This window comes from Alsobacter ponti, from assembly GCF_024294805.1.
Taxonomy (GTDB): domain Bacteria; phylum Pseudomonadota; class Alphaproteobacteria; order Rhizobiales; family Beijerinckiaceae; genus Alsobacter; species Alsobacter ponti.
Genome location: NZ_JANCLU010000004.1, coordinates 172100 through 194002 on the forward strand (window position 1 = coordinate 172100; position 21903 = coordinate 194002).

Annotated in this window: 24 protein-coding genes and 1 riboswitch; of the genes, 12 read left to right on the forward strand and 12 right to left on the reverse strand. The window is 70.7% G+C overall.

The annotated features are described in order from the left end of the window. Nucleotides 1–62: 62 nt before the first annotated feature. Nucleotides 63–725 (reverse strand): DUF1003 domain-containing protein, encoded by a 663-nt coding sequence (locus NK718_RS05935; RefSeq protein ID WP_371877225.1) that lies wholly within the window; start codon nucleotides 723–725, stop codon nucleotides 63–65. A gap of 96 nt (nucleotides 726–821) precedes the next feature. Between NK718_RS05935 and NK718_RS05940 the strand changes: the two genes are divergently transcribed. The 3 genes from NK718_RS05940 to NK718_RS05950 all read left to right on the forward strand — a co-directional run bounded on the left by NK718_RS05940 (nucleotide 822) and on the right by NK718_RS05950 (nucleotide 2326). After that, nucleotides 822–1145, forward strand: a complete 324-nt coding sequence (locus tag NK718_RS05940) for a hypothetical protein (RefSeq protein ID WP_254739564.1) — start codon at nucleotides 822–824, stop codon at nucleotides 1143–1145. After that, nucleotides 1129–1322: riboswitch (cobalamin riboswitch) on the forward strand. Its footprint overlaps the gene before it by 17 nt. Nucleotides 1323–1434: 112 nt before the next feature. After that, the gene (locus tag NK718_RS05945) at nucleotides 1435–1620 is read left to right on the forward strand and encodes a CbtB domain-containing protein (protein WP_371877226.1); all 186 of its coding nucleotides are present in this window, start codon (nucleotides 1435–1437) and stop codon (nucleotides 1618–1620) included. 7 nt (nucleotides 1621–1627) lie between these two features. Next, nucleotides 1628–2326 (forward strand): CbtA family protein, encoded by a 699-nt coding sequence (locus NK718_RS05950; RefSeq protein ID WP_254739566.1) that lies wholly within the window; start codon nucleotides 1628–1630, stop codon nucleotides 2324–2326. A 117-nt stretch (nucleotides 2327–2443) separates the two neighbouring features. On the opposite strand, the gene NK718_RS05955 is transcribed toward NK718_RS05950, so the two are convergent. After that, the gene (locus tag NK718_RS05955; protein ID WP_254739568.1) at nucleotides 2444–4528 is read right to left on the reverse strand and encodes an ATP-dependent helicase; all 2085 of its coding nucleotides are present in this window, start codon (nucleotides 4526–4528) and stop codon (nucleotides 2444–2446) included. A gap of 171 nt (nucleotides 4529–4699) precedes the next feature. On the opposite strand from NK718_RS05955, the gene NK718_RS05960 reads away from it, so the two are divergent. Next, the gene (locus NK718_RS05960) at nucleotides 4700–4912 is read left to right on the forward strand and encodes a hypothetical protein (RefSeq protein ID WP_254739570.1); all 213 of its coding nucleotides are present in this window, start codon (nucleotides 4700–4702) and stop codon (nucleotides 4910–4912) included. Nucleotides 4913–4966: 54 nt separating this feature from the next. Further along, nucleotides 4967–5281, forward strand: coding sequence for a c-type cytochrome (locus NK718_RS05965; RefSeq protein WP_254739572.1), 315 nt, complete (start codon nucleotides 4967–4969; stop codon nucleotides 5279–5281). A 7-nt stretch (nucleotides 5282–5288) separates the two neighbouring features. Here NK718_RS05965 and NK718_RS05970 read toward each other — a convergent pair whose 3' ends face one another. Further along, nucleotides 5289–5984, reverse strand: a complete 696-nt coding sequence (locus NK718_RS05970; protein ID WP_254739574.1) for an NnrU family protein — start codon at nucleotides 5982–5984, stop codon at nucleotides 5289–5291. A 166-nt stretch (nucleotides 5985–6150) separates the two neighbouring features. Here NK718_RS05970 and NK718_RS05975 point away from each other — a divergent pair, with 166 nt between their 5' ends. The 7 genes from NK718_RS05975 to NK718_RS06005 all read left to right on the forward strand — a co-directional run bounded on the left by NK718_RS05975 (nucleotide 6151) and on the right by NK718_RS06005 (nucleotide 13992). Continuing rightward, complete coding sequence (locus NK718_RS05975; RefSeq protein WP_254739576.1) at nucleotides 6151–7332, forward strand: NnrS family protein; 1182 nt, start codon at nucleotides 6151–6153, stop codon at nucleotides 7330–7332. Between the two features lie 132 nt (nucleotides 7333–7464). Next, a complete protein-coding gene (locus NK718_RS05980; protein WP_254739578.1) occupies nucleotides 7465–7692 on the forward strand; it encodes a DUF1289 domain-containing protein in 228 nt (75 codons plus the stop codon). A gap of 105 nt (nucleotides 7693–7797) precedes the next feature. Beyond that, nucleotides 7798–9285 (forward strand): cytochrome c oxidase accessory protein CcoG, encoded by a 1488-nt coding sequence (gene ccoG / locus NK718_RS05985; protein WP_254739580.1) that lies wholly within the window; start codon nucleotides 7798–7800, stop codon nucleotides 9283–9285. A 114-nt stretch (nucleotides 9286–9399) separates the two neighbouring features. Continuing rightward, nucleotides 9400–12210: a [protein-PII] uridylyltransferase gene (locus tag NK718_RS05990; protein WP_254739582.1), complete on the forward strand. Its 2811-nt coding sequence runs from the start codon at nucleotides 9400–9402 to the stop codon at nucleotides 12208–12210. Nucleotides 12211–12307: 97 nt separating this feature from the next. After that, the gene (gene grpE, locus NK718_RS05995) at nucleotides 12308–12943 is read left to right on the forward strand and encodes a nucleotide exchange factor GrpE (RefSeq protein WP_254739584.1); all 636 of its coding nucleotides are present in this window, start codon (nucleotides 12308–12310) and stop codon (nucleotides 12941–12943) included. A 20-nt stretch (nucleotides 12944–12963) separates the two neighbouring features. Beyond that, on the forward strand, nucleotides 12964–13596 hold the full coding sequence (locus NK718_RS06000) for a trimeric intracellular cation channel family protein (RefSeq protein ID WP_254739586.1): 633 nt from the start codon (nucleotides 12964–12966) through the stop codon (nucleotides 13594–13596). A gap of 57 nt (nucleotides 13597–13653) precedes the next feature. Then, nucleotides 13654–13992 carry a hypothetical protein gene (locus NK718_RS06005; RefSeq protein ID WP_254739588.1) on the forward strand — a complete coding sequence of 113 codons (339 nt, stop codon included), beginning with the start codon at nucleotides 13654–13656 and terminating at the stop codon, nucleotides 13990–13992. A 4-nt stretch (nucleotides 13993–13996) separates the two neighbouring features. Here the strand turns inward: NK718_RS06005 and NK718_RS06010 are convergent, their stop codons facing one another. The 9 genes from NK718_RS06010 to dnaK all read right to left on the reverse strand — a co-directional run bounded on the left by NK718_RS06010 (nucleotide 13997) and on the right by dnaK (nucleotide 21777). Then, on the reverse strand, nucleotides 13997–14509 hold the full coding sequence (locus tag NK718_RS06010; RefSeq protein ID WP_254739590.1) for a GNAT family N-acetyltransferase: 513 nt from the start codon (nucleotides 14507–14509) through the stop codon (nucleotides 13997–13999). Beyond that, complete coding sequence (locus NK718_RS06015; RefSeq protein WP_254739592.1) at nucleotides 14506–15126, reverse strand: 2,3-bisphosphoglycerate-dependent phosphoglycerate mutase; 621 nt, start codon at nucleotides 15124–15126, stop codon at nucleotides 14506–14508. The genes NK718_RS06010 and NK718_RS06015 overlap by 4 nt, the downstream gene beginning before the upstream one ends. Before the next feature lie 19 nt (nucleotides 15127–15145). Continuing rightward, entirely contained in the window at nucleotides 15146–15958 is an 813-nt protein-coding gene (gene dapB, locus NK718_RS06020) for a 4-hydroxy-tetrahydrodipicolinate reductase (RefSeq protein WP_254739595.1), read from the reverse strand. An 81-nt stretch (nucleotides 15959–16039) separates the two neighbouring features. Further along, nucleotides 16040–16345 carry a DUF1330 domain-containing protein gene (locus tag NK718_RS06025; protein WP_254739597.1) on the reverse strand — a complete coding sequence of 102 codons (306 nt, stop codon included), beginning with the start codon at nucleotides 16343–16345 and terminating at the stop codon, nucleotides 16040–16042. After that, on the reverse strand, nucleotides 16342–16656 hold the full coding sequence (locus NK718_RS06030) for a DUF1330 domain-containing protein (RefSeq protein ID WP_254739599.1): 315 nt from the start codon (nucleotides 16654–16656) through the stop codon (nucleotides 16342–16344). The genes NK718_RS06025 and NK718_RS06030 overlap by 4 nt, the downstream gene beginning before the upstream one ends. Before the next feature lie 77 nt (nucleotides 16657–16733). Next, nucleotides 16734–17444, reverse strand: coding sequence for an orotidine-5'-phosphate decarboxylase (gene pyrF, locus NK718_RS06035; protein ID WP_254739601.1), 711 nt, complete (start codon nucleotides 17442–17444; stop codon nucleotides 16734–16736). Nucleotides 17445–17520: 76 nt separating this feature from the next. Next, nucleotides 17521–18432 carry a class I SAM-dependent methyltransferase gene (locus tag NK718_RS06040; protein WP_307730333.1) on the reverse strand — a complete coding sequence of 304 codons (912 nt, stop codon included), beginning with the start codon at nucleotides 18430–18432 and terminating at the stop codon, nucleotides 17521–17523. Between the two features lie 83 nt (nucleotides 18433–18515). Further along, nucleotides 18516–19652, reverse strand: coding sequence for a molecular chaperone DnaJ (gene dnaJ, locus NK718_RS06045; protein ID WP_254739603.1), 1137 nt, complete (start codon nucleotides 19650–19652; stop codon nucleotides 18516–18518). A gap of 211 nt (nucleotides 19653–19863) precedes the next feature. After that, nucleotides 19864–21777 (reverse strand): molecular chaperone DnaK, encoded by a 1914-nt coding sequence (gene dnaK, locus NK718_RS06050; protein ID WP_254739605.1) that lies wholly within the window; start codon nucleotides 21775–21777, stop codon nucleotides 19864–19866. Nucleotides 21778–21903: the final 126 nt, after the last annotated feature.

Genomic DNA, 21903 nt, shown 5'->3' on the forward strand with positions numbered 1-21903 from the left:
AGCTGGATTGACGCAATAGACCCGAGGAACGAACGCGCCGGATGGCCCTAACGTAGCATCGTTCAGCCGTTCCGACGCTCGCCCACCAGGGACTTCTGGTCCGGGGCCGAAGGGGACTCTCCCCCGCGCTCGGCCGATGCGCCCGATGGCACCTCGTCGCCGGGCTCGACAGGGCCTTCGCGGGTCGCCTCGATCTCGTCGAGCACGGCTTCGGGGGCCACGTCGCGCTCGATTTCGCGGATTTCCGGGTCGACCGCCGCGTCGATGCCCATCCGGCCGGCGATGGCGGTCAGCAGCGACGCGAGGCGGGTGATCTCGTGTTCGGCCAGCAGGCTGATCTGCAGGTCGAGGTCGGCCCGCTTGTCGGCGGCCGCGGACATCCGGTTCTGCGCGATCATCACGAAGGTCGACAGGAAGATCGCCTCGACCGAGGCCATCATGCCCAGCATGACGAAGGAATCGTCCCAGGCCCGGACGCCCGGGATGAGGCCGAAATTGGCGGCGAGCCAGAACCCCACCGCGGCGACGTGCAGGTAGACGAACAGCATGCTGCCGGTGAAGCGCGTGATCGCCGCCGCGAAGCGCTCCTCCCGCGTCGCCTGGGCGTCCTCGCGCCGTCGCCGTTCGCTGAGCGACTGGATGTTGCGGGCAAGCACGGAACTGAGGCCGTTGGAGTCGGCTGATCCGGTGTCGGCGGCCCTGTCGCGGGCCCGAGGGGACGTCATGGTCGATCTCTCGCGCGTCGCTTGGCAACGTCTCCGCCGCGCTTTCGGTTCGCGGCTGGGTGACGCCGCTCCGGCCGGGGTGGTAGCGTCACCCGCATGAGCGACCCGCGCGCGCCCTCCTCTCCCGCCGACGCTGCCTGGCTGTGGCGGGACGACGTCGACGCCCTCGCCTTCCGTCCGCCGGGCCGCGCCGGGCTGTGCTTCGTGCATCGGCTTGCCTTCCGCGCGCTTTTGCGCGCCGAGCCCGCGCCCGTGGCGTGCCTGGCCTTCTTCCGGCGCCACGCGGCGGCGTTTGAGGCGGCGGCTTTGGCCAAGGCGTCGGCCCGTGCCCTGCCCGACGACGCGAACTTCCACCTGACCAGCCGCGACGTGGCGCGCCGGTTGACCGTGGCGAAGGCCGAGTCTACGGTCGAGCCGTGACGGTTCCCATCCGGGATCAAAAGGGAACGCCGTGAAGCCGCGAGGCCGAGGCGGCGACTGCCCCCGCAACTGTGAGCGGCGAGCTCTCCAGTCAACACGGCCACTGGGCGACCGGGAAGGCGGACTGGGAAGCGGCGACCCGCAAGTCAGGACACCTGCCGTCACGTTGGACCGACGACCGGGCGGGGTGTCCCGAGAGCAGTCATGGGCAGCAAGCCGGCGCGGTCGCCGGGGTCGCTTCTCCTGCCTCTCTCCACGACTCCCGGGCCGGGGCAGACAGGAGAGAACCGTGCACGCCGCCCAGACTTCCGCCTCGGTTTCCACCGGCATCCGTTCCGCCAGCGCCACCATGCAGGCCGTGCTCGCGCTCGTGTTCGGCATCTTCATCGTGGGAATGGTCGGCTTCTCGCACGCGAGCACGATCCATAACGCCGCGCACGATGTGCGCCACTCGGCGGGATTCCCCTGCCACTAAGTCCCTGATGTCCGTTTTCCGGTCCATCGTCTTTTCGGCCGCCCTGGCCGGGCTCGTCGTCGGCGGGGTGGTGACGCTCGTCCAGCATCTGCTGACGACGCCGCTGATTCTCCAGGCCGAGCAGTACGAGAGCGCCGGCGCCGCGCCGCCGGCCGCTCACGAGCACGCCGGCGCGGATCATGCGGCGCACGAGCACGGCGAGGCGGCATGGCAACCCCGGGACGGCCTGGAGCGCACGCTCTACACGGCCGGCGCGAACGTGCTGAACACCACGGGTTTCGCCTTGATGCTGCTGGCGTTCTACACGCTGCGGGGCGGCAGAATCGGCTGGCGGCAGGGACTTCTGTGGGGTCTGGCCGGCTTCGCCGCCTTCAGCCTCGCCCCGGCGCTCGGCCTTCCCCCGCAATTGCCCGGCGCGGCCGAAACGCCGCTCGGGCCTCGCCAGCTCTGGTGGGTGGCGACGGCGGCCGCCACGCTCGGTGGCCTGGGCCTGGTCGGGCTCCTGCGCACGCCGCTGGCCATCGTCGCGGGCCTGGCCCTGATCGCCCTGCCGCACCTGATCGGCGCGCCGCAGCTCGCCGAGGCGGGGTCCAGTGTCCCGCTGGCGCTGTCGCGCCAGTTCGTTCTTGCGGCGCTCGCCACCAGCTTCGTGTCCTGGGTGATGCTGGGCTGGCTCACGGGCCTGCTGCACGCCCGCTCCGCCTGAGGCGTGCCGAAACGCACCGACGCAGACGGGCCCCGCGCGCCCTCATCCGCCGGTGGGGTGCATTCCTCCCTCACACAGACTCGAGCCGCCGAGGGCCTCGGCGGCTCTTTTTCGGGCTCAGGCGCCCCACATCCCTCTCACGCGCGCGCCGATGTCGACGGTGGCCATGGCCGGTCGTGACGCCGCGCGCGGGTCTGACGCGGCAGGCCAGCCGCGCGTCTCGAACAGGCCCAGCAGGCCGGCAGGGATGAAGCGCGTGCGAGAGGCGAACACCGATCGATCGCCGCCGCGCGCCTGCTGCGCCACGTAGAAGCGCTGCGGCGTGACGAGGTGCAGGGAGTCGCGGGCCCGCGTCATGGCGACGTAGAGCAGGCGGCGCTCCTCCTCGATCTCCTCGCGCCGGCCGGTGGCGAGGTCGGAGGGCATGCAGCCGTCAATCACGTTGAGGCAGTAGACATTGGTCCATTCCTGCCCCTTGGCCGAATGGATGGTGGACAGGATCAAATAGTCCTCGTCGAGCAGCGGCGGGCCGGCCTCCGCGCTGGTCGCGTCCGGCGGATCGAGCGTCAGTTCGGTCAGGAAGCGTTCGCGCCCCGGGTAGGAACCGGCGATCTGCTCGAGTTGCAGCAGGTCGCCGGCGCGCATCGCGGCGTCGTCATAGCGCCTTTCCAGGTGCGGCTCGTACCAGGCGCGCACGCGCTCGATCTCGGCCGGCCAGCCGAGCCCGTCGGCGTCGAGCCCGGTGAGGAGTTCAACGAGGCCCGGCCAGTCCTGCGCGGCGGCGGCGGGCGGCCGCAGCCCGGCCAGGCCCTCGCGCAGGCTCGCCGCATCCGCGACGGCGTCGAGCATCCGCCCCGCGGTGGCCGGACCGACGCCCGGAAGCAGTTGCAGCACCCGGAACCCGGTGACGCGGTCGGCCGGGTTGCCGGCGAAGCGCAGGACGGCGAGCACGTCCTTGACGTGCGCGGCCTCGAGGAAGCGCAGCCCGCCGAACTTCACGAACGGGATGTTGCGCCGGGCCAGTTCCACCTCCAGCGGCGCGCTGTGGTGCGAGGCGCGAAACAGCACGGCCTGGGATTTCAGCCGCACGCCGGCCTCGCGCGCCTCCAGCACGCGCTCGGCGACGTAGCGGGCCTGGTCGGCCTCGTCGCGCACGGTCACCAGCAGCGGGCGCTGCGCCGAGACGCGTTCGCTGCGCAGGTTCTTGGTGAAGCGCTCGGCGGCGAGGCCGATCACGGCGTTCGAGGCGGCGAGGATGGGCTGGGTGGAGCGGTAGTTCTCCTCCAGCGTCACGACCCGGGCGGGAGGATCGAACTGGCCGGGAAAATCGAGGATGTTGCGCACGGTGGCGGCGCGGAACGAGTAGATCGACTGGGCGTCGTCGCCGACCACGGTGACGCCTCGCCCGTCCGGGCGCAGCCCCCGCAGGATGGCGGCCTGCAGCCGGTTGGTGTCCTGGTATTCGTCGACGAGGACGTGGTCGAACTGCCCGGCGATCTCTCCGGCGACCTCGGGAGCGTCCATCACGCGCGCCCAGTAGAGCAGAAGATCGTCATAATCGAGGACATTCTGCGCCTGCTTCGCGTCGACATAGGCGGCGAACAACGTCTTCAACTCCTCGACGAATGCGGCGCACCACGGAAACGAGTCCGCCAGGACCGGCTCGAGCGCCGACTCGGCGTTCACGGCGCGCGAATAGATCGCCAGGCACGTGCCCTTGGCCGGGAAGCGGGTCTCCTTGGCCGACAGGCCGCGCTCGTGCCGGACCAGGTTCATCAGGTCGGCCGAGTCCTCCCGGTCGTGGATGGTGAAGGCGGGCGACAGCCCGATCCGGTCGGCCTGCTCGCGCAGGATGCGCGCGCCGACCGCGTGGAAGGTGCCGGCCCAGGGCAGGCCCGCGCGCACCGAGGGATGGTCGGGCCCCAGCACCTTGGCGGCTATGCGTTCGGCCCGGCGCGTCATGTCCTGGGCGGCGCGGCGGGAGAAGGTGAGCAGCAGGATGCGGTAGGGATCGGCCCCGTCGGCGAGCAGACGGGCGACGCGGTGCGCGAGCGTGTTCGTCTTGCCCGATCCCGCTCCGGCGATGACCAGTAACGGCCCCGGCGCCGGGTCGCCGCGTCCATGCTCCACGGCGGCGCGCTGGGCCGGATTCAGCCGCGCGAAGGGATCGTCCTGCGTGGTCTTCGCCAGCGATTCGCTCATGAAGAAACACAACCATGTTTCTCATTTGTTCGGAAGGCCTGCGCAATCGCCCCCGGCGCGGGGTGCGGCGTCCCGCCCCACGGGTGCAGGTCGTGAATCGTTTGTCGGTCCGGAACCGTTCGTTGCCGCAGGCGTCAACCTGCACGCGGCGGTCAGATGCGGAGCCCGACGATGCCCATCATGGAAGACGATTTCAGCCCCGCAGCGGGCTGTTCGTCAGACGACGCCGCCTTCATCATGCGGCGTCTCGGGCGCGCCCTCGCGCCCGCGCTGGACGACGTTGTGGAGCAGAGCCTGCCGCCCCCGATGCTGCAGATGCTGAGCCTGCTGGAACGCGTCGAACGTCAGCGGCGCGACCGCGAAGGCGGCGACGAGGCGGCTTAGCCTTGACCCGGGCCACCGCCCGGCTTCTATCATCGGGGCATGAACCTCGCCCGAATGCTCCGCGCGGCCTCCCGCGCCGCTCTCCCCGCCGCGTTCGCCGTGGTCGTCTCGGCGCCGCTGTCCGCCCAGCAGGTCAAGCAGCCTGTCGGCATCGAGGCCTGCGCGCCGTGCCACGGCTACGACGGCATCGCCAAGGACGTGGAAGTGCCCCATCTGGCGGGGCAGAACGTGGTCTACCTCTACAACCAGCTGCGCGCATTCCGCACCGGCGAGCGGAAGCACAAGGAGATGCGCTACATGTCGCGCCATCTCTCCGCCAAGGAGCTCGAGGCCTTCGCCGAATACTACGCCTCCCTGCCGCGAATCTGACCCGGGCCTACCCGAAGAAGGCGCGCAGGCCCGACCACGGATCGGGACCGATCAGCCAGGCGTGGCCCGCCAGCAGGAACCACGCGTAGAACGCCAGGGACGCGAGCAGCGCGGCCGCGAAGGCCGGGGTCGGCCGAAGCCTCGCGCGGCCCGCCAGCATCGCGGCGAACGGGATCGACGACGCGCCCAAGTTGAGCCGCCGCCATTCCGCCTCCCCGAGCCGCGCGCGCGCCTTGCGGTCGAGCAGCGGAAGCCCGGCGGCGGCCAAAGCGGCCATGCTGCCGAACAGGATCAGCGGAACGAGGCGGCCGTTCGGCGGCACGTGGGCGAGCGCCCAGATGAGAAATCCCCAGGGCAGCGGGTGCCGCGTGATGGCGATGACGGCCGCCGGCCGCTCGCCCTGGAGCAGGCTGATCGACAGGGGATTCGGTTCGACCAGCCCGGTGAAGATGAGAGCCAGCGAAATGGGCATGGCGACCACGGGCGCGAGCCACTGCCAGGCCGCCGGCGCCCAGAGCTCCACGACGTCGGCCCGTCCGGCCGCCACGACGATCCAGCCGAGGAGCACGAGAGACAGGATCGAATAGACGGCCAGATAGGCCGTGCGCCCGGCCGTCGCGACCAGCCGCGCGCGCACGCCGGGCAGGGCGGGCACGAGGTGCGCGACCATGAAGGCGGAAAGGGCGAGAACAAATTCGGTCATGGAGGAGATGTCGGCGATCCGCTGGGCGGCGTCCTTGTCGTACGGCAAGGAGGGCGTCGCGTCCTTCTACTGAGAGTTTGCGCCGGCGCAACAAGCAAGCGTGGGGATGGGCGTATCCGTCTGGCATAGGCCCCGAGCCTTACGGTCCCGAACACAGGAGCGACCCATGGCTGCGATCCCCCGCACGCGCCCCCACGCCGGGCCGGACATCCTGTCCTATGGATTCCGGCCGTTCTTCCTGCTCGCCTCGTTATTCGCCGGGGCCGCGATCCTCGTCTGGCTGCCGGCCTTTTTCGGCGAAATCGAGATCCCCACCGCCTTCAACCCGCGCGACTGGCACGTCCACGAAATGCTCTACGGCTTCCTGCCGGCGGTCGTCACGGGCTTCCTGCTCACAGCGATCCCGAACTGGACGGGCCGCCTGCCGCTGCAGGGACGGCCGTTGCTGCTGCTCGTGCTCGCATGGTCGGCCGGGCGATTGGCGGTGTTCGCCTCGGCCTGGATCGGCGCCGGCGTCGCGGCGGCGGTGGACCTGAGCTTCCTGGCGCTGGTTCTGGCGGCGGCTGGGCGCGAGATCGTGGCCGGGCGCAACTGGCGCAATCTGCGCGTGCTGGCCATCGTCTCCGTGATGCTCGTCGGCAACGCCGTGTTCCACTGGGAGGCCGCCTGGCACAGCGCGGCCGAATACGGCGTGCGCATCGGGCTGGCCGGGGCTTTGCTGCTCATCATACTGGTGGGCGGCCGCGTCGTGCCGAGCTTCACGCGCAACTGGCTGGCGCGCGAGAACCCGGGCCGGATGCCCGTCGCCTTCAACCGGCTGGACGCCGCCGCGCTGATCGTCGCGGGTGTGGCGTTGCTGGCGTGGATCGTCGCGCCTGAGGCCGCCGCGACGGGCGTGCTGCTTTCGGTTGCCGCGATCCTGCAGGCCGTGCGTCTGGCGCGCTGGGCGGGCGACCGCACATGGCGCGACCGGCTCGTGCTCATCCTGCACGTGGCCTACGCCTTCATTCCACTCGGCTTCGCGCTCGAGGCGGCGGCTGCCTTCGGGGTCGTGCCGGCGAGCGCGGGCATTCACGCCTGGACCGCCGGCGCGTTCGGGTCGATGACGCTCGCCATCATGTCGCGCGCCAGCCTCGGCCACACCGGCCGGGCGCTGGTGGCCAGCCTGCCGGTGCAGATCGTCTACGGCCTGCTGGTGCTCGGCGCCGTCGCCCGCGTCTGCGCGGCCCTGCGTCCTGACTGGAGCGTGGCGCTGCTGCACGTCGCCGCCTTGTCCTGGTCGGCGGCCTTTCTGGGCTTCGCCGGCGCCTACTGGAAAGTGTTCACCGGCCCGCGGATCGGGCGATAGGTCGCGCGCTTGCCGGGCCGGTCCGCCGCGCCGACGCGGCCACGGAAGACCGAACGAGAGATCAGGAGCATACCGGATGCAACCATGAGGCGCGAAAGCGTACGGTGCGGCCGCTGAATGGAGTCCCCCGCCATGGCCGTCGCTTCCCCGTGCGTGCGCGTTTGCGCCATCGATGTCGATACCGGGCTGTGCATTGGCTGCGGTCGCACGCGCGACGAGATCTCCTCCTGGCCGGCGCTGACGGACCCTGAAAGGCTGGCGGTGCTGCGGGCCGTGGTCGGGCGTCTGCGCGAGTCGTCCGGCGCGGTCGACGTCATGGACTGCGCCGCCTGCGGCCTCTGCGCCGGGCGTCACGGCTGAACCGATCCTTCCGTCTTTCGGCGCGGTGTTTGCGCGCCGACAAAAAACGCCTGCGCCGGAGCGGCTAGGTGTCGGGGGACGTTTCGTCGATCCCCCGGTGTCTTCATGGTCGCTCTCGATATCTCCCATTCCCGCCCGCGCCCGCTTGCCCGCACGCAGGAGGGCGGCGGCGGCCAGCCCTCTGTCCAGGGCAAGGCCCGCGCGGCGACGCGGCGCGGCCCCGCCGGCGGGCCCGTGGTGCCGCAGTCGGTGCGCGGCCGGTTCCGCCGGATCAAGTGGACGACCCTCGCCTTGGCCCTCGCCGTCTTCGGCCTGTTGCCCTTCCTGCGCTGGGACCGCGGGCCGGGCGAGCCGGACCAGGCCTTCCTGTTCGATCTGGTGAAAGGCCGCCTCTACCTTCTCGGGGTCGGGCTGTGGCCGCAGGAGCTCTATTACCTCACGGGCGCGCTGGTGCTCGCCAGCCTCGTCCTCATCCTTCTCAACGCGGTGGCGGGGCGCGTCTGGTGCGGCTTCCTGTGCCCGCAGACGGTGTGGACGGACCTCTTCCTCGCCGTCGAGCGTCTGGTCGAGGGCGACCGGCGCGAGCAGCTGAAGAAGCGCGGCGCGCCGCTGTCCGTTCGCCGCGCCGCCGAGCTGGGCGTCAAGCACGCGGCCTGGCTCGCCATCGCGGCGTGGACCGGCGCGAGCGCCGTGTTCTACTTCGTCGACGCTCCCACCGCCTTGCGCGAGATGGTCTCGGGCCAGGCCTCCGTGCTCATCTACTCCTGGGTCGGCATCGGCGCCGCGCTCACCTACATGCTGGCCGGCTTCGCCCGCGAGCAGGTCTGCACCTGGATGTGTCCCTGGCCGCGCCTGCAGGGCGCGATCTGGGATCCCGAGGCGCTGACGGTCAACTACCGCGACTATCGGGGCGAGCCGCGCGGCTCCGCCAAGAAGGCGGTCGAACTGCGCGCCGCCGGCGAAAAGGCGGGCGATTGCGTCGACTGCCTGCAATGCGTGGTCGTTTGCCCGATCGGCATCGACATTCGCCAGGGGCCCAATTTCGCCTGCATCAACTGCGGCCTGTGCGTCGACGCCTGCGACACGGTGATGGTCAAGCTCGACCGCCCGACAGGGCTGATCGCCTATGAGAGCTGGACGAACATCGAGCGCGGGCGGCGCGGCGAGGCCCCGCGCCGGCGCGTGCTGCGGCCCAAGACGATCGGCCTCGCCGCGGCGGCGGTGGCGCTGGCCGGCGGCATGGGCGTCGTCCTCTCCGGCCGCTCCATGGGCGGCCTCACCGTGCAGCACGAGCGCAACCCGATGGCGGTTCGCCTCTCGGACGGCCGCACCCGCAACGTCTACACGCTGCGCATCGCCAACAAGACGGGCGCCGAGCGCCGCTACGCGGTGGAGGCGGAAGGACTGCCGGGCCTCCAGCTGGCGATGGTCGGCCCCGCCGAGGTCGTCGTCGGGCCGGACGCCACCGCGGAAGCGCGCGTCACCCTCACCGCGCCCGCCCGGGAGGAAGGCGCGGTGCGTTTCGTCGTGCGCGCCGACGAGCAGAGCTATTCCGCGCAGGACGTCTTCGTGGGAGCGACGATGCCCCAGTGAGCGGAACAGGCGCGGCCGTTCCGCCGCAGCCTTCGCGTCCCGCCCCAGCCTGGGCGAATTGACGGCCAGGGCGAAAGGGGGCAAGCACGCGCGATGGTTCTCCGGGACGCGCCCATGGCCTCGACCTCGCATCCGACCCCGGCCGACGCGCCGGATCGCGCCGCCCTCGAGCGCGCGCTGCGCGATGCGGTCGCCAAGGCGGGCAGCGACGCCGCCGCCCAGCGCGTCGCGGTGGTGGCCATTCTGCGCGACCTGCTGACGGAGGGCCGCGAAGCCGCCCGCGCCGAGCTGGAGAGGGAGCGCGACGGTTTGCGCTGCGCCACGCGGCTCTCTGACCTGATGGACCTCGTCGTGCGTCTCCTGCACGGCGTCGCGGTGGGCATGTCGGGCGGCGGGGCCCAGCCGCTCGCCTCGGAGCGACTGGCGGTGGTTGCGGTCGGCGGCTATGGCCGTGGCACGCTGGCGCCCGGTTCGGACGTCGACCTGCTCTTCCTGCTGCCATGGAAGGCGACGCCGTGGACCGAAGGCGTCGTCGAAACGATCCTCTACGCGCTATGGGACCTGAAGCTCAAGGTCGGCCATTCGACCCGCACGGTCGACGAGTGCATCCGCGAGGCGCGGGCGGACATGACCATCCGCACGGCCCTGCTGGAGGCGCGCTTGCTGCTGGGCGACGCGCAGCTCTTCAGCGAGCTCCAGGATCGCTACGATCGGGAGGTCGTCCAGGGCTCGGCCGCTCAGTTCGTGGCCGAGAAGCTTGCCGAGCGCGAGCGCCGGGTGAACCGGGCGGGCTCGTCGCGCTACCTCGTCGAGCCGAACGTCAAGGATGGCAAGGGCGGGCTGCGCGACCTGAACACGCTGTTCTGGATCGCCAAGTACGTCTACCGCGTCCGCGACACGGCCGATCTCGTCCAGGCGGGCCTGTTCGACCGCGAGGAGCGCGAGCTGTTCCGCCGCTGCGAGGAATTTCTGTGGCGCGTCCGCTGCGAGATGCACTTCGTCACCGGCCGCGCCGAGGAGCGCCTGACCTTCGACCTGCAGCGCCAGATCGCCGAGCGCATCGGCTACGCCGGCCATGGCGGCCTGTCGTCCATCGAGCGCTTCATGAAGCGCTACTTTCTGGTGGCCAAGGACGTCGGCGACCTCACCGCCATTGTCTGCGCCGCGCTGGAGGCGCGCCACGCCAAGCCGCGCCCGATGCTCGACCGGCTGGTCGGGCGGCTGCGCCGCAAGGGCAAGTCGATCGCCGACACGGCGGACTTCGTCATCGAGAACGAGCGCCTCACCGTGGCCCGGTCCGACGTGTTCGCGCGCGACCCGGTGAACCTGCTCCGGCTGTTCCGATACGCCGACAGGCTGAACCGGGCCATCCACCCGGACGCCACCCGCCTCGTCACCCGCTCGCTCAAGCTCGTTGACAGCCGCCTGCGCAACGACCGGGAGGCGAACCGCATCTTCCTGGAGCTGCTGACATCCCGCAACGCGCCGGAAACCGTCCTGCGCCGCATGAACGAGTCCGGCCTGCTGGGCCGTTTCGTGCCCGAGTTCGGCCGCGTCGTCGCGATGATGCAGTTCAACATGTACCACCACTACACGGTAGACGAGCACCTGCTGCGCTCCATCGGCGTGCTGGCCGAGCTTGAGGCGGGGCGGCTGAAGGACGAGTTGCCGGTCGCCCACGAGATCCTGCCCAGCGTGCGCAACCGCCTGGTGCTGGCGGTGGCGCTGTTCATCCACGACATCGCCAAGGGCCGCCCGGAGGACCACTCGACCGCCGGCGCGCGCATCGCGCGCCGCCTGTGCCCGCGCCTCGGCCTCTCCGAACCCGAGACCGACACGATCGCCTGGCTCGTCGAGCACCACCTGCTGATGTCGACCGTCGCGCAGAGCCGCGACCTGTCCGACCCGAAGACGATCGAGACGTTCTCGGCCGTGGTGCAGTCGCTGGAGCGGCTGAAGATGCTGCTGGTGCTCACCGTCTGCGACATCAAGGCGGTCGGCCCGGGCGTCTGGAACGGCTGGAAGGGGCAGCTCCTGCGCACGCTCTACTGGGAGACGGAGATCGTGCTGGCTGGCGGGCATTCGTCCATCGACCGCGCCCAGCGCGTCAAGCGCTCCCAGGAGGAGCTGCGGCGCGCCTTGCCGGCCTGGTCGGACGCCGAGATCGACGCCTATGTCGCCCGCCACTACCCGGCCTATTGGCTCAAGGTGGACCTGCCGCGCCGCGTCAAGCACGCCAACTTCCTGTTCGGGGCGGAGCGCGAGATGCGCTCCCTCGCCACCGAGGTCGCGACCGACCGGTTCCGGGGCGTCACCGAGCTCACCGTCACCGCGCCCGACCATCCGCGCCTGCTCGCCATCATCACCGGCGCCTGCGCCGCCGCCGGCGCGAACATCGTCGACGCGCAGATCTTCACGACGACCGACGGCATGGCGCTCGACACCATCTTCATCCGCCGCGCCTTCGATCAGGACGAGGACGAATTGCGCCGGGGCGCGCGGGTGGCGCAGCACATCGAGCGGGCGCTGAAGGGCGAGATCCGCATCGCCGAGGCCGTCGCCGCGCGCTCCACCGAGCGCGCCGGGAACCTCAAGGCGTTCCAGCTCGCGCCCGACGTGCTGCTCGACAACGCCCTGTCGAGCCGCCACACCGTGATCGAAGTGAGCGGCCTCGACCGGCCCGGCCTTCTCTACGAGCTGACCACCGCGCTCGGGAAGCTGAACCTCAACATCGCCTCCGCGCACATCGCCACCTTCGGCGAGAAGGCCGTCGACGTGTTCTACGTGACCGACCTCACCGGCTCCAAGGTCACTCACGCGAGCCGGCAGGCGACGATCCGGCGGCAGCTGCTCGAGGTCCTGCACGGGCGGGAGGGCCACGCGCCGGCTCATCCACCACGGCCGGCGCGCGCCGCATCCCGTTGAGGACGCGCCCGAATCGGCCTTCCGGCCTTGATTTTTGCGCGCAGGACCCTGATATCCGGGCCGACAGTCCGGTGACGACAGCAACACCAAGAGCGCCATGACCGACCACAACGCGACCGATCCGAACCAGAGCGCCCCGCAGGCCGACCCGAACGCCGCCCAGGCGCAGCCGGACGCCGGCGCGCCGGAGGCCGCCGACGAGGCCGCCAAGCTGCACGGGATCATCGAGGCGCTGAACGCCGAAAGCGCGCAGCTCAAGGACAAGGTGCTACGCACCCTGGCCGAGATGGAGAATTTGCGCCGCCGCACCGAGAAGGAAGTGGCGGACGCGCGCGCCTACGCCACCACCAATTTCGCCCGCGACATGCTCACCGTCGCCGACAACATGCGCCGCGCGCTGGAGAACGTCGCCGGCGAGGCCCGCGAGGCGGCCGACGGCGCGCTCAAGGCGGTGCTGGAAGGCATCGAGCTGACCGAACGCGACCTGCTGAAGACGCTGGAGCGCCACGGCATCCGCAAGATCGACCCCAAGGGGGAGAAGTTCGACCCCAATCTCCACCAGGCGATGTTCGAGGTGCCCGACCCCTCGGTCCCGAACGGCACGGTCAGCCAGGTGGTCCAGTCCGGCTTCGTCATCGGCGACAGGGTGCTGCGCCCCGCGCTGGTGGGAGTCGCCAAGGGCGGTCCCAAGCCGACCCCCGCCAACGGAGCGGGCGTCGACAAGGAGGCCTGACGGCCGCATGATCCGGCCCCATGGAGGGGGCGAGCCTCATCGCTGAATATGTGGGCGTCGGCGTGTTCGCGCTGACCGGCGCCATCGTGGCCGCGCGCAAGGGCATGGACCCGTTCGGCTTTGCGCTGCTCGCCACGGTCACCGGGGTCGGCGGCGGCAGCGTGCGCGACATGCTGCTCGGCGTCCCTGTCTTCTGGGTGCACGAGCCCGTCGACCTCGCCGTCTGCCTCGGCGTCGGCCTGCTCACCTACCTGGCCGGCTCGCGCATCCCGGGCGCGATGACGGGGCAGCGGCCTCGCACGGCCCTGCTCTGGGCGGACGCGCTCGGCCTCGCCATCTTCAGCACCACTGGCGCGCTGAAGGCGTTGTCCAACGGTGCGCACCCCTTCGCCGCCGTCGTGCTGGGCACACTCACGGCGAGCTTCGGCGGCATCATCCGCGACATTCTCGCCGGGGACGTGCCGCTTGTGCTGCACCGGGAGATCTACGTCACCGCCGCCGTGGTGGGCGCGGCCGTGTTCGTCCTTGGGCTCGGAGCCGGGCTGCCGCCCGCGCTGGCCGCCGGCTTCAGCATCCTCGCGGCGTTCACCCTGCGCGGCTTCGCCATCCAGCGCGACTGGTCGCTGCCGCCGTTCCGCCCCCGCGCCGAGTAGGGAACAAGCGCGCCGGTCGGGTGTTGGCGTGGTCGCCACCGGAGCACGCCCACCGCCATGCCGCTTCACCCCGCGCCACTCGCCGCCGCCTGTCTCCTCGCCGCTTGCGCGGCCGCCTCGGCCCAGAACCCGCCGCCAAGCCCCGAGATCGAGGCATGCCGCGCCTCGGGCCTCGTCGCCTTGCAGGAGAAAAGCCCATCGGTGAAGGACATTACCTTCGACGTCGAGGGCCTCACCGTCGCCAAGGCCGACACGCGCGTGGAGGACACGCCCATCCGCACCGTGGTGATGGGCGAGGCCTATCTGCAGCGCGACAAGTCCGACAAGGCCTATCAGTTCGTCTGCCTGATCGGCGACAAGGGCAAGGTCGTGCTGACCTTCTTCACCCAGCGCTGAGCGGTCAGATCTGCTTGTAGAAGAACACCGTGTCGCAGGGGCGTCCGTCCGGCCACAGGGCGTAGCCGGGGATCGTTCCGATGGCCTGCCAGCCGAGCCGGCGATAAAGGCGGTCGGCGGCGTCGCCTTCCTGCGTGTCGAGCGTCAGCAGCGACTTGCCCAGGCTCTTCGCGTGGGCCTCGGCGGCGCGCATCAGCCGCTCTCCGTGCCCGGCCCTGCGCGCGTCGCGGTGGACGAGCATCTTGGCGATGTCGCAGCGATGCGGCTGGTTGGGCTTGTCGGCCGGCCACAGCTGCACGGTCCCGACGAGGTGGTCTCCCTCGAAGGCGGCGAAGAGATAGGCCTGCCCGGCTTCGACCGCTTCCACGACATCCGCATAGAAGCCGACGGCCTCGGCCATCGAAAACCCGTCCATGAAGCTCACCGACGCGCCACCCTCGACGCAGTCCAGGAGAACGGCGGCAAGGTCGGGGATCCGCCGGCGCGCCTCCGCCGGCGCGAGCAGGCGGACGCTCATCCGGCGAGCACCTGCTTGGACGCCACGGTGGAATCGGCGTTGAGGCGGTAGACGAGCGGCACGCCGGTATCCAGTTCCATCGAGGGGATGGTCTTGGGGGTCAGCCGGTCCAGCACCATCACCAGCGCGCGCAGCGAGTTGCCGTGGGCGGCGACGAGGACGCGCTCGCCGCGCAGCACCCGGGGCAGGATCTCCTGGCAGTAATAGGGCAGCACGCGCGCGACCGTGTCCTTCAGGCTTTCGCCGCCGGGGGGCGAAACGTCGTAGGAGCGCCGCCAGACATGCACCTGCTCCTCGCCCCAGCGGGCTCGGGCGTCGTCCTTGTTGAGGCCCGACAGGTCGCCGTAGTCGCGCTCGTTGAGCGCCTGGTCGCGCACGGTGGCGAGCCCGGTCTGGCCCAGTTCCTCCAGGATCAGCGTGCAGGTGTTCTGGGCGCGGGTCAGGGCCGAGGTGTAGGCGACATCGAAGGACAGGCCGAGGTCCTTCAGGCGACGCCCGGCGGTGCGCGCCTCATCGACGCCCTTCTCGGTCAGGTCCGGGTCCTTCCAGCCGGTGAACAGGTTCTTCAGGTTCCAGTCGCTCTGGCCGTGGCGGACGAGGACGAGCAGGCGGTCCATGGGCGGTCTCCGGTTGAAATCAGTCGTCGAGGCCGAGCACGTCGGCCATGGAATAGAGCCCGGGCTTGCGGCCCTTTCCCCACAGTGCGGCCTTGACCGCGCCGCGGGCGAAAATGCCGCGATCCTCGGCGGCGTGCGACAGCACGATGCGCTCGGAGGGGCCGGCGAAAATGGCGCTGTGCTCGCCGACCACGGTGCCGCCGCGCAGCGAGGCGAAGCCGATGGCGCCCGGCTTGCGCGCCCCCGTGATGCCGTCGCGCCCGCGCTCGGAATGGTCCTTGAGGGACACGCCGCGCCCCTGCGCGGCGGCCTCGCCCAGCATCAGCGCGGTGCCGGAAGGGGCGTCCACCTTCATGCGGTGGTGCATCTCGACGATCTCGATGTCGAAGTCCTCGTCGAGCGTCCGGGCGACGCGGCGCACCAGCGCGGCGAGCAGGTTCACGCCGAGGCTCATATTGCCCGAGCGGACGATCACGGCATGGCGCGCCGCGGCGTCGAGCGCGGCGAGGTGCTCGTCCTCCAGCCCGGTGGTGCCGACGACGTGGACGATGCGCGCCTGCGCCGCGAGGCCGGCGAATGCGACGGTGGCGTCGGGGCTGGTGAAGTCGAGCACGCCGTCCGCCTTGGCGAAGACGGGCAGCGGGTCGTCGGTGATGACGACATTGGCCTTGCCCGTGCCGGCGAGCAGGCCCGCGTCCTGCCCGAGCGCGATGGAGCCTTCGCGCTCGATCGCGCCGCACAGCGTTGCGCCCGGCATGTCATGGATCGTGCGGATCAGCATCCGCCCCATGCGTCCGGCGGCGCCGACCACGACGAGCCGCATTTCCGTCATGACACTCTCCCCAGTTCGCAGGGCGGTATAACGCGCCCGCGCCGGGGACGGAAGCGGCGGTTCGGTTCGCCGCCCCCCGGCTCAGGCCGGCTGCGGCCCGTCATAGCCCTCGATAATGAGGAGGTCGGCCGTCGCAACGTGCTGGCGCAACGTCAGGGCGCGCTTGTACTCGGGCGAATCGTAGCAGGCGGAGGCGGCCTCGAAGCTGGGGAACTCGATCACCACGTTGCGTGCGCGGGCGCTGCCTTCCCGCGTCTCGTAGCGGCCACCGCGCACCAGGAACTTCGCGCCGTACTTCGCGAAGGCTTCGGCGTTGGCTGCGACATAGGCCTTGTAGGCCTCGGGGTCCGACACGTCGACGCGGACGATCCAGTAGCCCTTGCTCATGTCACGCCTCCCGGCTGCTCTCCGTCGAAGCCCTCGACCAGCACGAACTCGCCCTTGCTGCCGTTCACGCGGTGCTTGCGCGCGGCCTGGTACTCCGGGGAGTTGAAATACTTCTTCGCCTGCTCGTAGCTGTCGAATTCGAGGATGACGTTGCGCTGACGCGCCTCTCCTTCCAGCGCTTCCGACCTGCCGCCCCGCGCCAGGATGCGCGCCCCGTAGATCCCCATCGCCTTGAACGCGCCCCGCGCGTACTCGGCGTAGGAATCCGCGTCGTCGACGGACACGCGCGCGATGATGTAGCCCTTCGGCATGAGTGCTGCCTCTCCCTCAAAGGCGGCCAGCGAACTCCATCCCGCGCCGCCGGTCAACTCGCTGGCGACCGCCGGCTTCAGGCGGATGCGATCTCCACGACAATGGCTTCGGCCGCCGCGCGCGGGTCCGCCGCCTGGGAGACGGGGCGTCCCACCACCAGCCGGTCCGCGCCGACGGCGATGGCCCGCGCCGGCGTCATCACGCGCTTCTGGTCGCCCGCCTCGCCGCCGGCCGGGCGAATGCCGGGCGTCACGAGATCCATGCCGGGACCCACCGCCTCGCGCATGGCGGCCACCTCCTCGGCGGAGAGGATGAGCCCGTCGATCCCGGCCTCGCGGGCCTGCAGGGAGCGGCGGCGCACCAGCTCTTTGACGCCCATGGCGTAGCCCGCGGCGGCGAGGTCGGCGTCGTCGTAGCTGGTCATCACCGTCACGGCGAGCAGCCGGAGCCCGGAACCGGCGCGGCCTTGCGCGGCGGCCCGCATGGTCTGGGGGAAGGCGTGGACGGTGAGGTAGGTGGCGCCGAGGTCGGCGACCTGTTCCGTTGCGCGCTGCACCGTGTTGGGAATGTCGTGGAACTTGAGGTCGAGGAAGACCTGCTTGCCGGCCGCGATCAGGTCGCGCGCGAAGGGAAGCCCGCCGGCATACACGAGCTCGAGCCCGACCTTGTAGAAGCTGACGCTGTCGCCGAGCTTCGCAACCAGCGACTCGGCCGCCGAGACGCTGGGTAGGTCGAGCGCGACGATCAGGCGGTCGCGCGGGGCGAGGGAGGCGGGCTTGGCGCTCATGGCAGGTCTCCGATTCGCGAGAGCTTCGGCCCGGTGGAGCACAGGAGCGCGGCCCCGGTCAAAGCGGCGGTCGGCGTCAGCGCCGCCGTGTGCGCCGCGCCTCAGCGTCGGCGCGAGCCCGCAGGTCCCGATCCGCCTCGCGCGGCGCGTCCGGCCCCTCGAGATGCTCGCCCAGCCGGCGCAGCAGGTCGATCGTGGGGCGGATCGCCGGCTCGTCCAGCGCCTTGCCGCGCAAATCGCGCCAATCGCTGCGGACCTTCTCGGTGCGCTCCAGCAGCTCGTCGCGGACCTTTTCGGTCTGGCGCTTGAGCCGGTCGATCAGGTCCGGTTCGAGGCGGTGCACGGAGGGCGCGTCGGCGCTGCCGTCCCGGCGGTACACCCACACGCGCGCCGGCGGCAGGTTGAGCCAGATCGGCGGAGACACGTCGGCGGTGAAGCCCCCCGCCTCGCGCGGAACGGGCGAGACGAGCCCATAAGTGAACTGGACGAAGGGCGCGCCGGGGCTGAGCAGCCGGAATGCGTCGGCGAGCAGGGCGACACGGTCAGGCTCGGGCCGCGTCAGCAGTGGCAGGCTCGACACCACGGCCGCGGCCGGCTGGTGCAGCACGCCCTTCAGCGTCTGCGCCAATGCGTAGGCGTCGCCGCGCACGATCCGCGCGCGGGGAAAGCGCCGGGCGAGAAGCCGGCAGAACTCGGGGTCGAACTCGACGAGCACCAGCCGGTCCTGCGCCACGCCGCGACGCAGCAGCGCCTCGGTGACCGGGCCGGTCCCTGGTCCCAGCTCGACGACCGGACCGGGGCGCGACGGATTGACCTCCCGCGCCATGGCCCGGGCCAGCGCCGGGCTCGACGGCATGATGGCGCCAGCGACCTTGGGGTTTTCCAGCCAGCTCTTGAGGAAGCGCGCCTCGTCCTGCAGGCGCTCCGCGAATTTCGGCCCGTCGCGGCCGCGCGGCGGCTTCGCGTTCGGTCCTCTGGCGTGGAGCATCTGGAAGCCCTTCCCAGCTCAAAGGTCGGAAGGAAAATAGGCCGCGCCGCTCGGGCCGGTCAACCGGGCGCGGGGCATTACTCCTATTCCGCGCTTCCGGCGAAGAAGTCGCGCACCTTGGAGAAAAAGCCGTGGCTTTCCGGCTGCGTCTCCTTCGAGCTCTCCTGGTCGAACTCCCGGAGCAGTTCGCGCTGACGGGGGCTCAGCTTCTGCGGCGTCTCGACGACCACCTGGATGTAGAGGTCGCCGACGTCGCGCGAGCGCAGGATCGGCATGCCGCGCCCGCGAATGCGGATCTGCTTGCCGGTCTGGGTGCCTTCGGGAATCTTGACGCTGCAATCCTGCCCGTCGAGCACCGGCACCGTGACCTCGCCGCCGAGCGCCGCCGTGACCATCGACACCGGGACGCGGCAGAACAGGTCGGCCCCGTCCCTCTGCAGGAAGGCATGCGCCTTCAGCGACAGGAAAATGTACAGGTCGCCCGCCGGGCCGCCGCGCAGCCCGGCCTCGCCTTCGCCGGCGAGGCGGATGCGCGTGCCGTCCTCGACGCCGGCCGGGATGTTGACCGAGAGCGTGCGCTCCCGCGTCACGCGGCCCGCGCCGCCGCAGGAGCGGCAGGGGTCGTCGATCGTCTCGCCGCGCCCCTGGCAGGCCGGGCAGGTGCGCTCGATCGAGAAGAAGCCCTGGCTGGCGCGCACGCGGCCATGGCCGCCGCACGTGGCGCACTGGCGCGGCTTGGAGCCCGGCTTGGCGCCGGTGCCCGAGCACGCCTCGCACGCGATCGAGGTCGGCACCTTCAGCGTGGCGGTCTTGCCCTTGTAGGCTTCCTCGAGCGTGATCTCGAGGTTGTAGCGCAGGTCGGAGCCGCGCTCGCGCCCGTTCGGGCCCCGCTGGCCGCGACGGCCGTTCATGTCGCCGAACAGGTCTTCAAAGATGTCGGCCATCGACGACGCGAAGTCGTTGCCGAAGCCCGGGCCCGGCCCCATCCCGCCATTCTCGAACGCGGCGTGGCCGAAGCGGTCGTAGGCGGCCCGCTTCTGCGGGTCGGACAGCGCCTGATAGGCTTCGTTGAGCTCCTTGAACTTGGCCTCGGCGTGCTGGTCGCCGGGGTTTTTGTCCGGGTGGTGCTTCACCGCCATCTTGCGGAAGGCGGATTTCAGCTCCGCCTCGGTGCAAGTCCGGCTCACGCCGAGCAGCTCGTAGTAGTCAACCTTGGCCATGGGGGTCCGGCGCTGTCGGGAGGGGCGGACATCGGGGCCTGGCGAGCGCGACGACGCCGGCGCCGGAGCCCGCCTGGCCGCAACCGGCCGCGTCGGCCCCCGAGTCCGGCGTCACGTCCTCACATCGGCCCGGCGACGTCGCCGCCAGGAAACCTACGGTTCAACGACGAACACCCCCGGGTCAAGCCGGGGGTGCTCCACTCTCGCGCGGTCAGGCGCGCTTCTTCTTGTCGTCGTCGCCGACCTCGCGGAAGTCCGCGTCGATCACGTCGTCCGACTTCTTCTCGTCCGTCTCGCCCTCGGCTCCGCCGCCGGCGGCCTGCTGGGCCTCGTACATGGCCTGGCCGAGCTTCATCGAAAGCTGGACCAGCTCCTCGGTGCGAGCCTTGATCGCCTCGACGTCCTCGCCGCCGAGCGCCGACTTGAGTGACTCGATGGCGCCCTCGATGGCCGACTTGTCGGCCGCGGCCGCCTTGTCGCCCAGCTCGGTCAGCGTCTTCTGCGTCGAGTGGATCAGTCCCTCGCCCTGGTTGCGGGCCTCGACCAGCTCGCGCCGCTTCTTGTCCTCGGCGGCGTGGGCCTCGGCGTCCTTCACCATCTTGTCGATGTCGGTTTCGGAGAGGCCGCCCGACGCCTGGATGCGGATCTGCTGCTCCTTGCCGGTCGCCTTGTCCTTGGCCGACACCTGCACGATGCCGTTGGCGTCGATGTCGAAGGTCACCTCGACCTGCGGCACGCCACGCGGTGCCGGCGGCAGGCCGACGAGGTCGAACTGGCCGAGCAGCTTGTTGTCCGCCGCCATCTCGCGCTCGCCCTGGAACACCCGGATGGTCACGGCCGTCTGGTTGTCCTCGGCGGTCGAGAAGACCTGGCTCTTCTTGGTCGGGATCGTGGTGTTGCGGTCGATCAGGCGGGTGAACACGCCGCCCAGCGTCTCGATGCCCAGCGACAGCGGGGTCACGTCGAGCAGCAGCACGTCCTTGACGTCGCCCTGCAGCACGCCGGCCTGGACCGCCGCGCCGATGGCCACGACTTCGTCCGGGTTGACGCCCTTGTGGGGCTCCTTGCCGAAGAACTGCTTCACCACGTCCTGGACCTTCGGCATGCGGGTCTGGCCGCCGACGAGGATCACCTCGTCGATCTCGGCCGCCGTCAGGCCGGCGTCCTTGAGCGCCTTGCGGCAGGGCTCGATGGTCTTCTGGATCAGGTCGTCGACCAGCGCCTCGAACTTGGCGCGGGTCAGCTTCAGCGTGAGGTGCTTCGGCCCGGAGGCGTCGGCGGTGATGTAGGGCAGGTTGATCTCGGTCTGCTGAGCGGAGGAGAGCTCGATCTTGGCCTTCTCGGCCGCCTCCTTCAGGCGCTGCAGCGCGAGCTTGTCCTTCTTGAGGTCGATGCCGCTTTCCTTGCGGAACTCGTCGGCGAGATACTCGACGAGGCGCATGTCGAAGTCCTCGCCGCCGAGGAAGGTGTCGCCGTTGGTCGACTTCACCTCGAACACGCCGTCGCCGATCTCCAGGATCGACACGTCGAAGGTGCCGCCGCCGAGGTCATAGACCGCGACCACGCCGGATTTCTTCTTGTCGAGGCCGTAGGCCAGCGCGGCGGCCGTCGGCTCGTTGATGATGCGCAGCACCTCGAGGCCGGCGATCTTGCCGGCGTCCTTGGTGGCCTGGCGCTGGGCGTCGTTGAAGTAGGCGGGGACCGTGATGACGGCCTGCGTGACGGGCTGGCCGATGAACGCCTCGGCCGTCTCCTTCATCTTCTGCAGGATGAAGGCGGAAATCTGCGAGGGAGAATAGGTCTTGCCGTCCGCCTCGACCCAGGCGTCGCCGTTGCCGGCGCGCGAGATCTTGTAGGGAACGAGACCCTTGTCCTTCTGCGTCATCGGGTCGTCGTAAGTGCGGCCGATGAGGCGCTTGATGGCGAAGAAGGTGCGCTCGGGGTTCGTCACCGCCTGGCGCTTGGCCGGCTGGCCGACGAGGCGCTCGCCTTCGTCCGTGAAGGCCACGATGGACGGCGTCGTGCGCGCGCCCTCCGCGTTTTCGATGACCTTCGGCGTCGTCCCTTCCATGATGGCGACGCAGGAATTCGTGGTGCCGAGGTCGATACCGATGACTTTAGCCATATGACTGTCCTCTTTCGCGGCGAGACCGCCAGGCCCCGAAGGCGCTCCGGTTCAGCCGTCCAACCCTGTTTCGCAACGCGGGCCGGCCGGTCGGTCCCCAAGGATTTGCGGGTATTTCCCGCAGGT

Excerpts from the sequence above, each read along its gene's own strand:
- NK718_RS05935 (WP_371877225.1), bottom strand. The coding sequence starts at position 725 with ATGACGTCCCCTCGGGCCCGCGACAGGGCCGCCGACACCGGATCAGCC.
- NK718_RS05940 (WP_254739564.1), top strand. The coding sequence starts at position 822 with ATGAGCGACCCGCGCGCGCCCTCCTCTCCCGCCGACGCTGCCTGGCTG.
- NK718_RS05950 (WP_254739566.1), top strand. The coding sequence starts at position 1,628 with ATGTCCGTTTTCCGGTCCATCGTCTTTTCGGCCGCCCTGGCCGGGCTC.
- NK718_RS05955 (WP_254739568.1), bottom strand. The coding sequence starts at position 4,528 with ATGAGCGAATCGCTGGCGAAGACCACGCAGGACGATCCCTTCGCGCGG.
- NK718_RS05960 (WP_254739570.1), top strand. The coding sequence starts at position 4,700 with ATGCCCATCATGGAAGACGATTTCAGCCCCGCAGCGGGCTGTTCGTCA.
- NK718_RS05965 (WP_254739572.1), top strand. The coding sequence starts at position 4,967 with ATGCTCCGCGCGGCCTCCCGCGCCGCTCTCCCCGCCGCGTTCGCCGTG.
- NK718_RS05970 (WP_254739574.1), bottom strand. The coding sequence starts at position 5,984 with ATGACCGAATTTGTTCTCGCCCTTTCCGCCTTCATGGTCGCGCACCTC.
- NK718_RS05975 (WP_254739576.1), top strand. The coding sequence starts at position 6,151 with ATGGCTGCGATCCCCCGCACGCGCCCCCACGCCGGGCCGGACATCCTG.
- NK718_RS05980 (WP_254739578.1), top strand. The coding sequence starts at position 7,465 with ATGGCCGTCGCTTCCCCGTGCGTGCGCGTTTGCGCCATCGATGTCGAT.
- ccoG (WP_254739580.1), top strand. The coding sequence starts at position 7,798 with ATGGTCGCTCTCGATATCTCCCATTCCCGCCCGCGCCCGCTTGCCCGC.
- NK718_RS05990 (WP_254739582.1), top strand. The coding sequence starts at position 9,400 with ATGGCCTCGACCTCGCATCCGACCCCGGCCGACGCGCCGGATCGCGCC.
- grpE (WP_254739584.1), top strand. The coding sequence starts at position 12,308 with ATGACCGACCACAACGCGACCGATCCGAACCAGAGCGCCCCGCAGGCC.
- NK718_RS06000 (WP_254739586.1), top strand. The coding sequence starts at position 12,964 with ATGGAGGGGGCGAGCCTCATCGCTGAATATGTGGGCGTCGGCGTGTTC.
- NK718_RS06005 (WP_254739588.1), top strand. The coding sequence starts at position 13,654 with ATGCCGCTTCACCCCGCGCCACTCGCCGCCGCCTGTCTCCTCGCCGCT.
- NK718_RS06010 (WP_254739590.1), bottom strand. The coding sequence starts at position 14,509 with ATGAGCGTCCGCCTGCTCGCGCCGGCGGAGGCGCGCCGGCGGATCCCC.
- NK718_RS06015 (WP_254739592.1), bottom strand. The coding sequence starts at position 15,126 with ATGGACCGCCTGCTCGTCCTCGTCCGCCACGGCCAGAGCGACTGGAAC.
- dapB (WP_254739595.1), bottom strand. The coding sequence starts at position 15,958 with ATGACGGAAATGCGGCTCGTCGTGGTCGGCGCCGCCGGACGCATGGGG.
- NK718_RS06025 (WP_254739597.1), bottom strand. The coding sequence starts at position 16,345 with ATGAGCAAGGGCTACTGGATCGTCCGCGTCGACGTGTCGGACCCCGAG.
- NK718_RS06030 (WP_254739599.1), bottom strand. The coding sequence starts at position 16,656 with ATGCCGAAGGGCTACATCATCGCGCGCGTGTCCGTCGACGACGCGGAT.
- pyrF (WP_254739601.1), bottom strand. The coding sequence starts at position 17,444 with ATGAGCGCCAAGCCCGCCTCCCTCGCCCCGCGCGACCGCCTGATCGTC.
- NK718_RS06040 (WP_307730333.1), bottom strand. The coding sequence starts at position 18,432 with ATGCTCCACGCCAGAGGACCGAACGCGAAGCCGCCGCGCGGCCGCGAC.
- dnaJ (WP_254739603.1), bottom strand. The coding sequence starts at position 19,652 with ATGGCCAAGGTTGACTACTACGAGCTGCTCGGCGTGAGCCGGACTTGC.
- dnaK (WP_254739605.1), bottom strand. The coding sequence starts at position 21,777 with ATGGCTAAAGTCATCGGTATCGACCTCGGCACCACGAATTCCTGCGTC.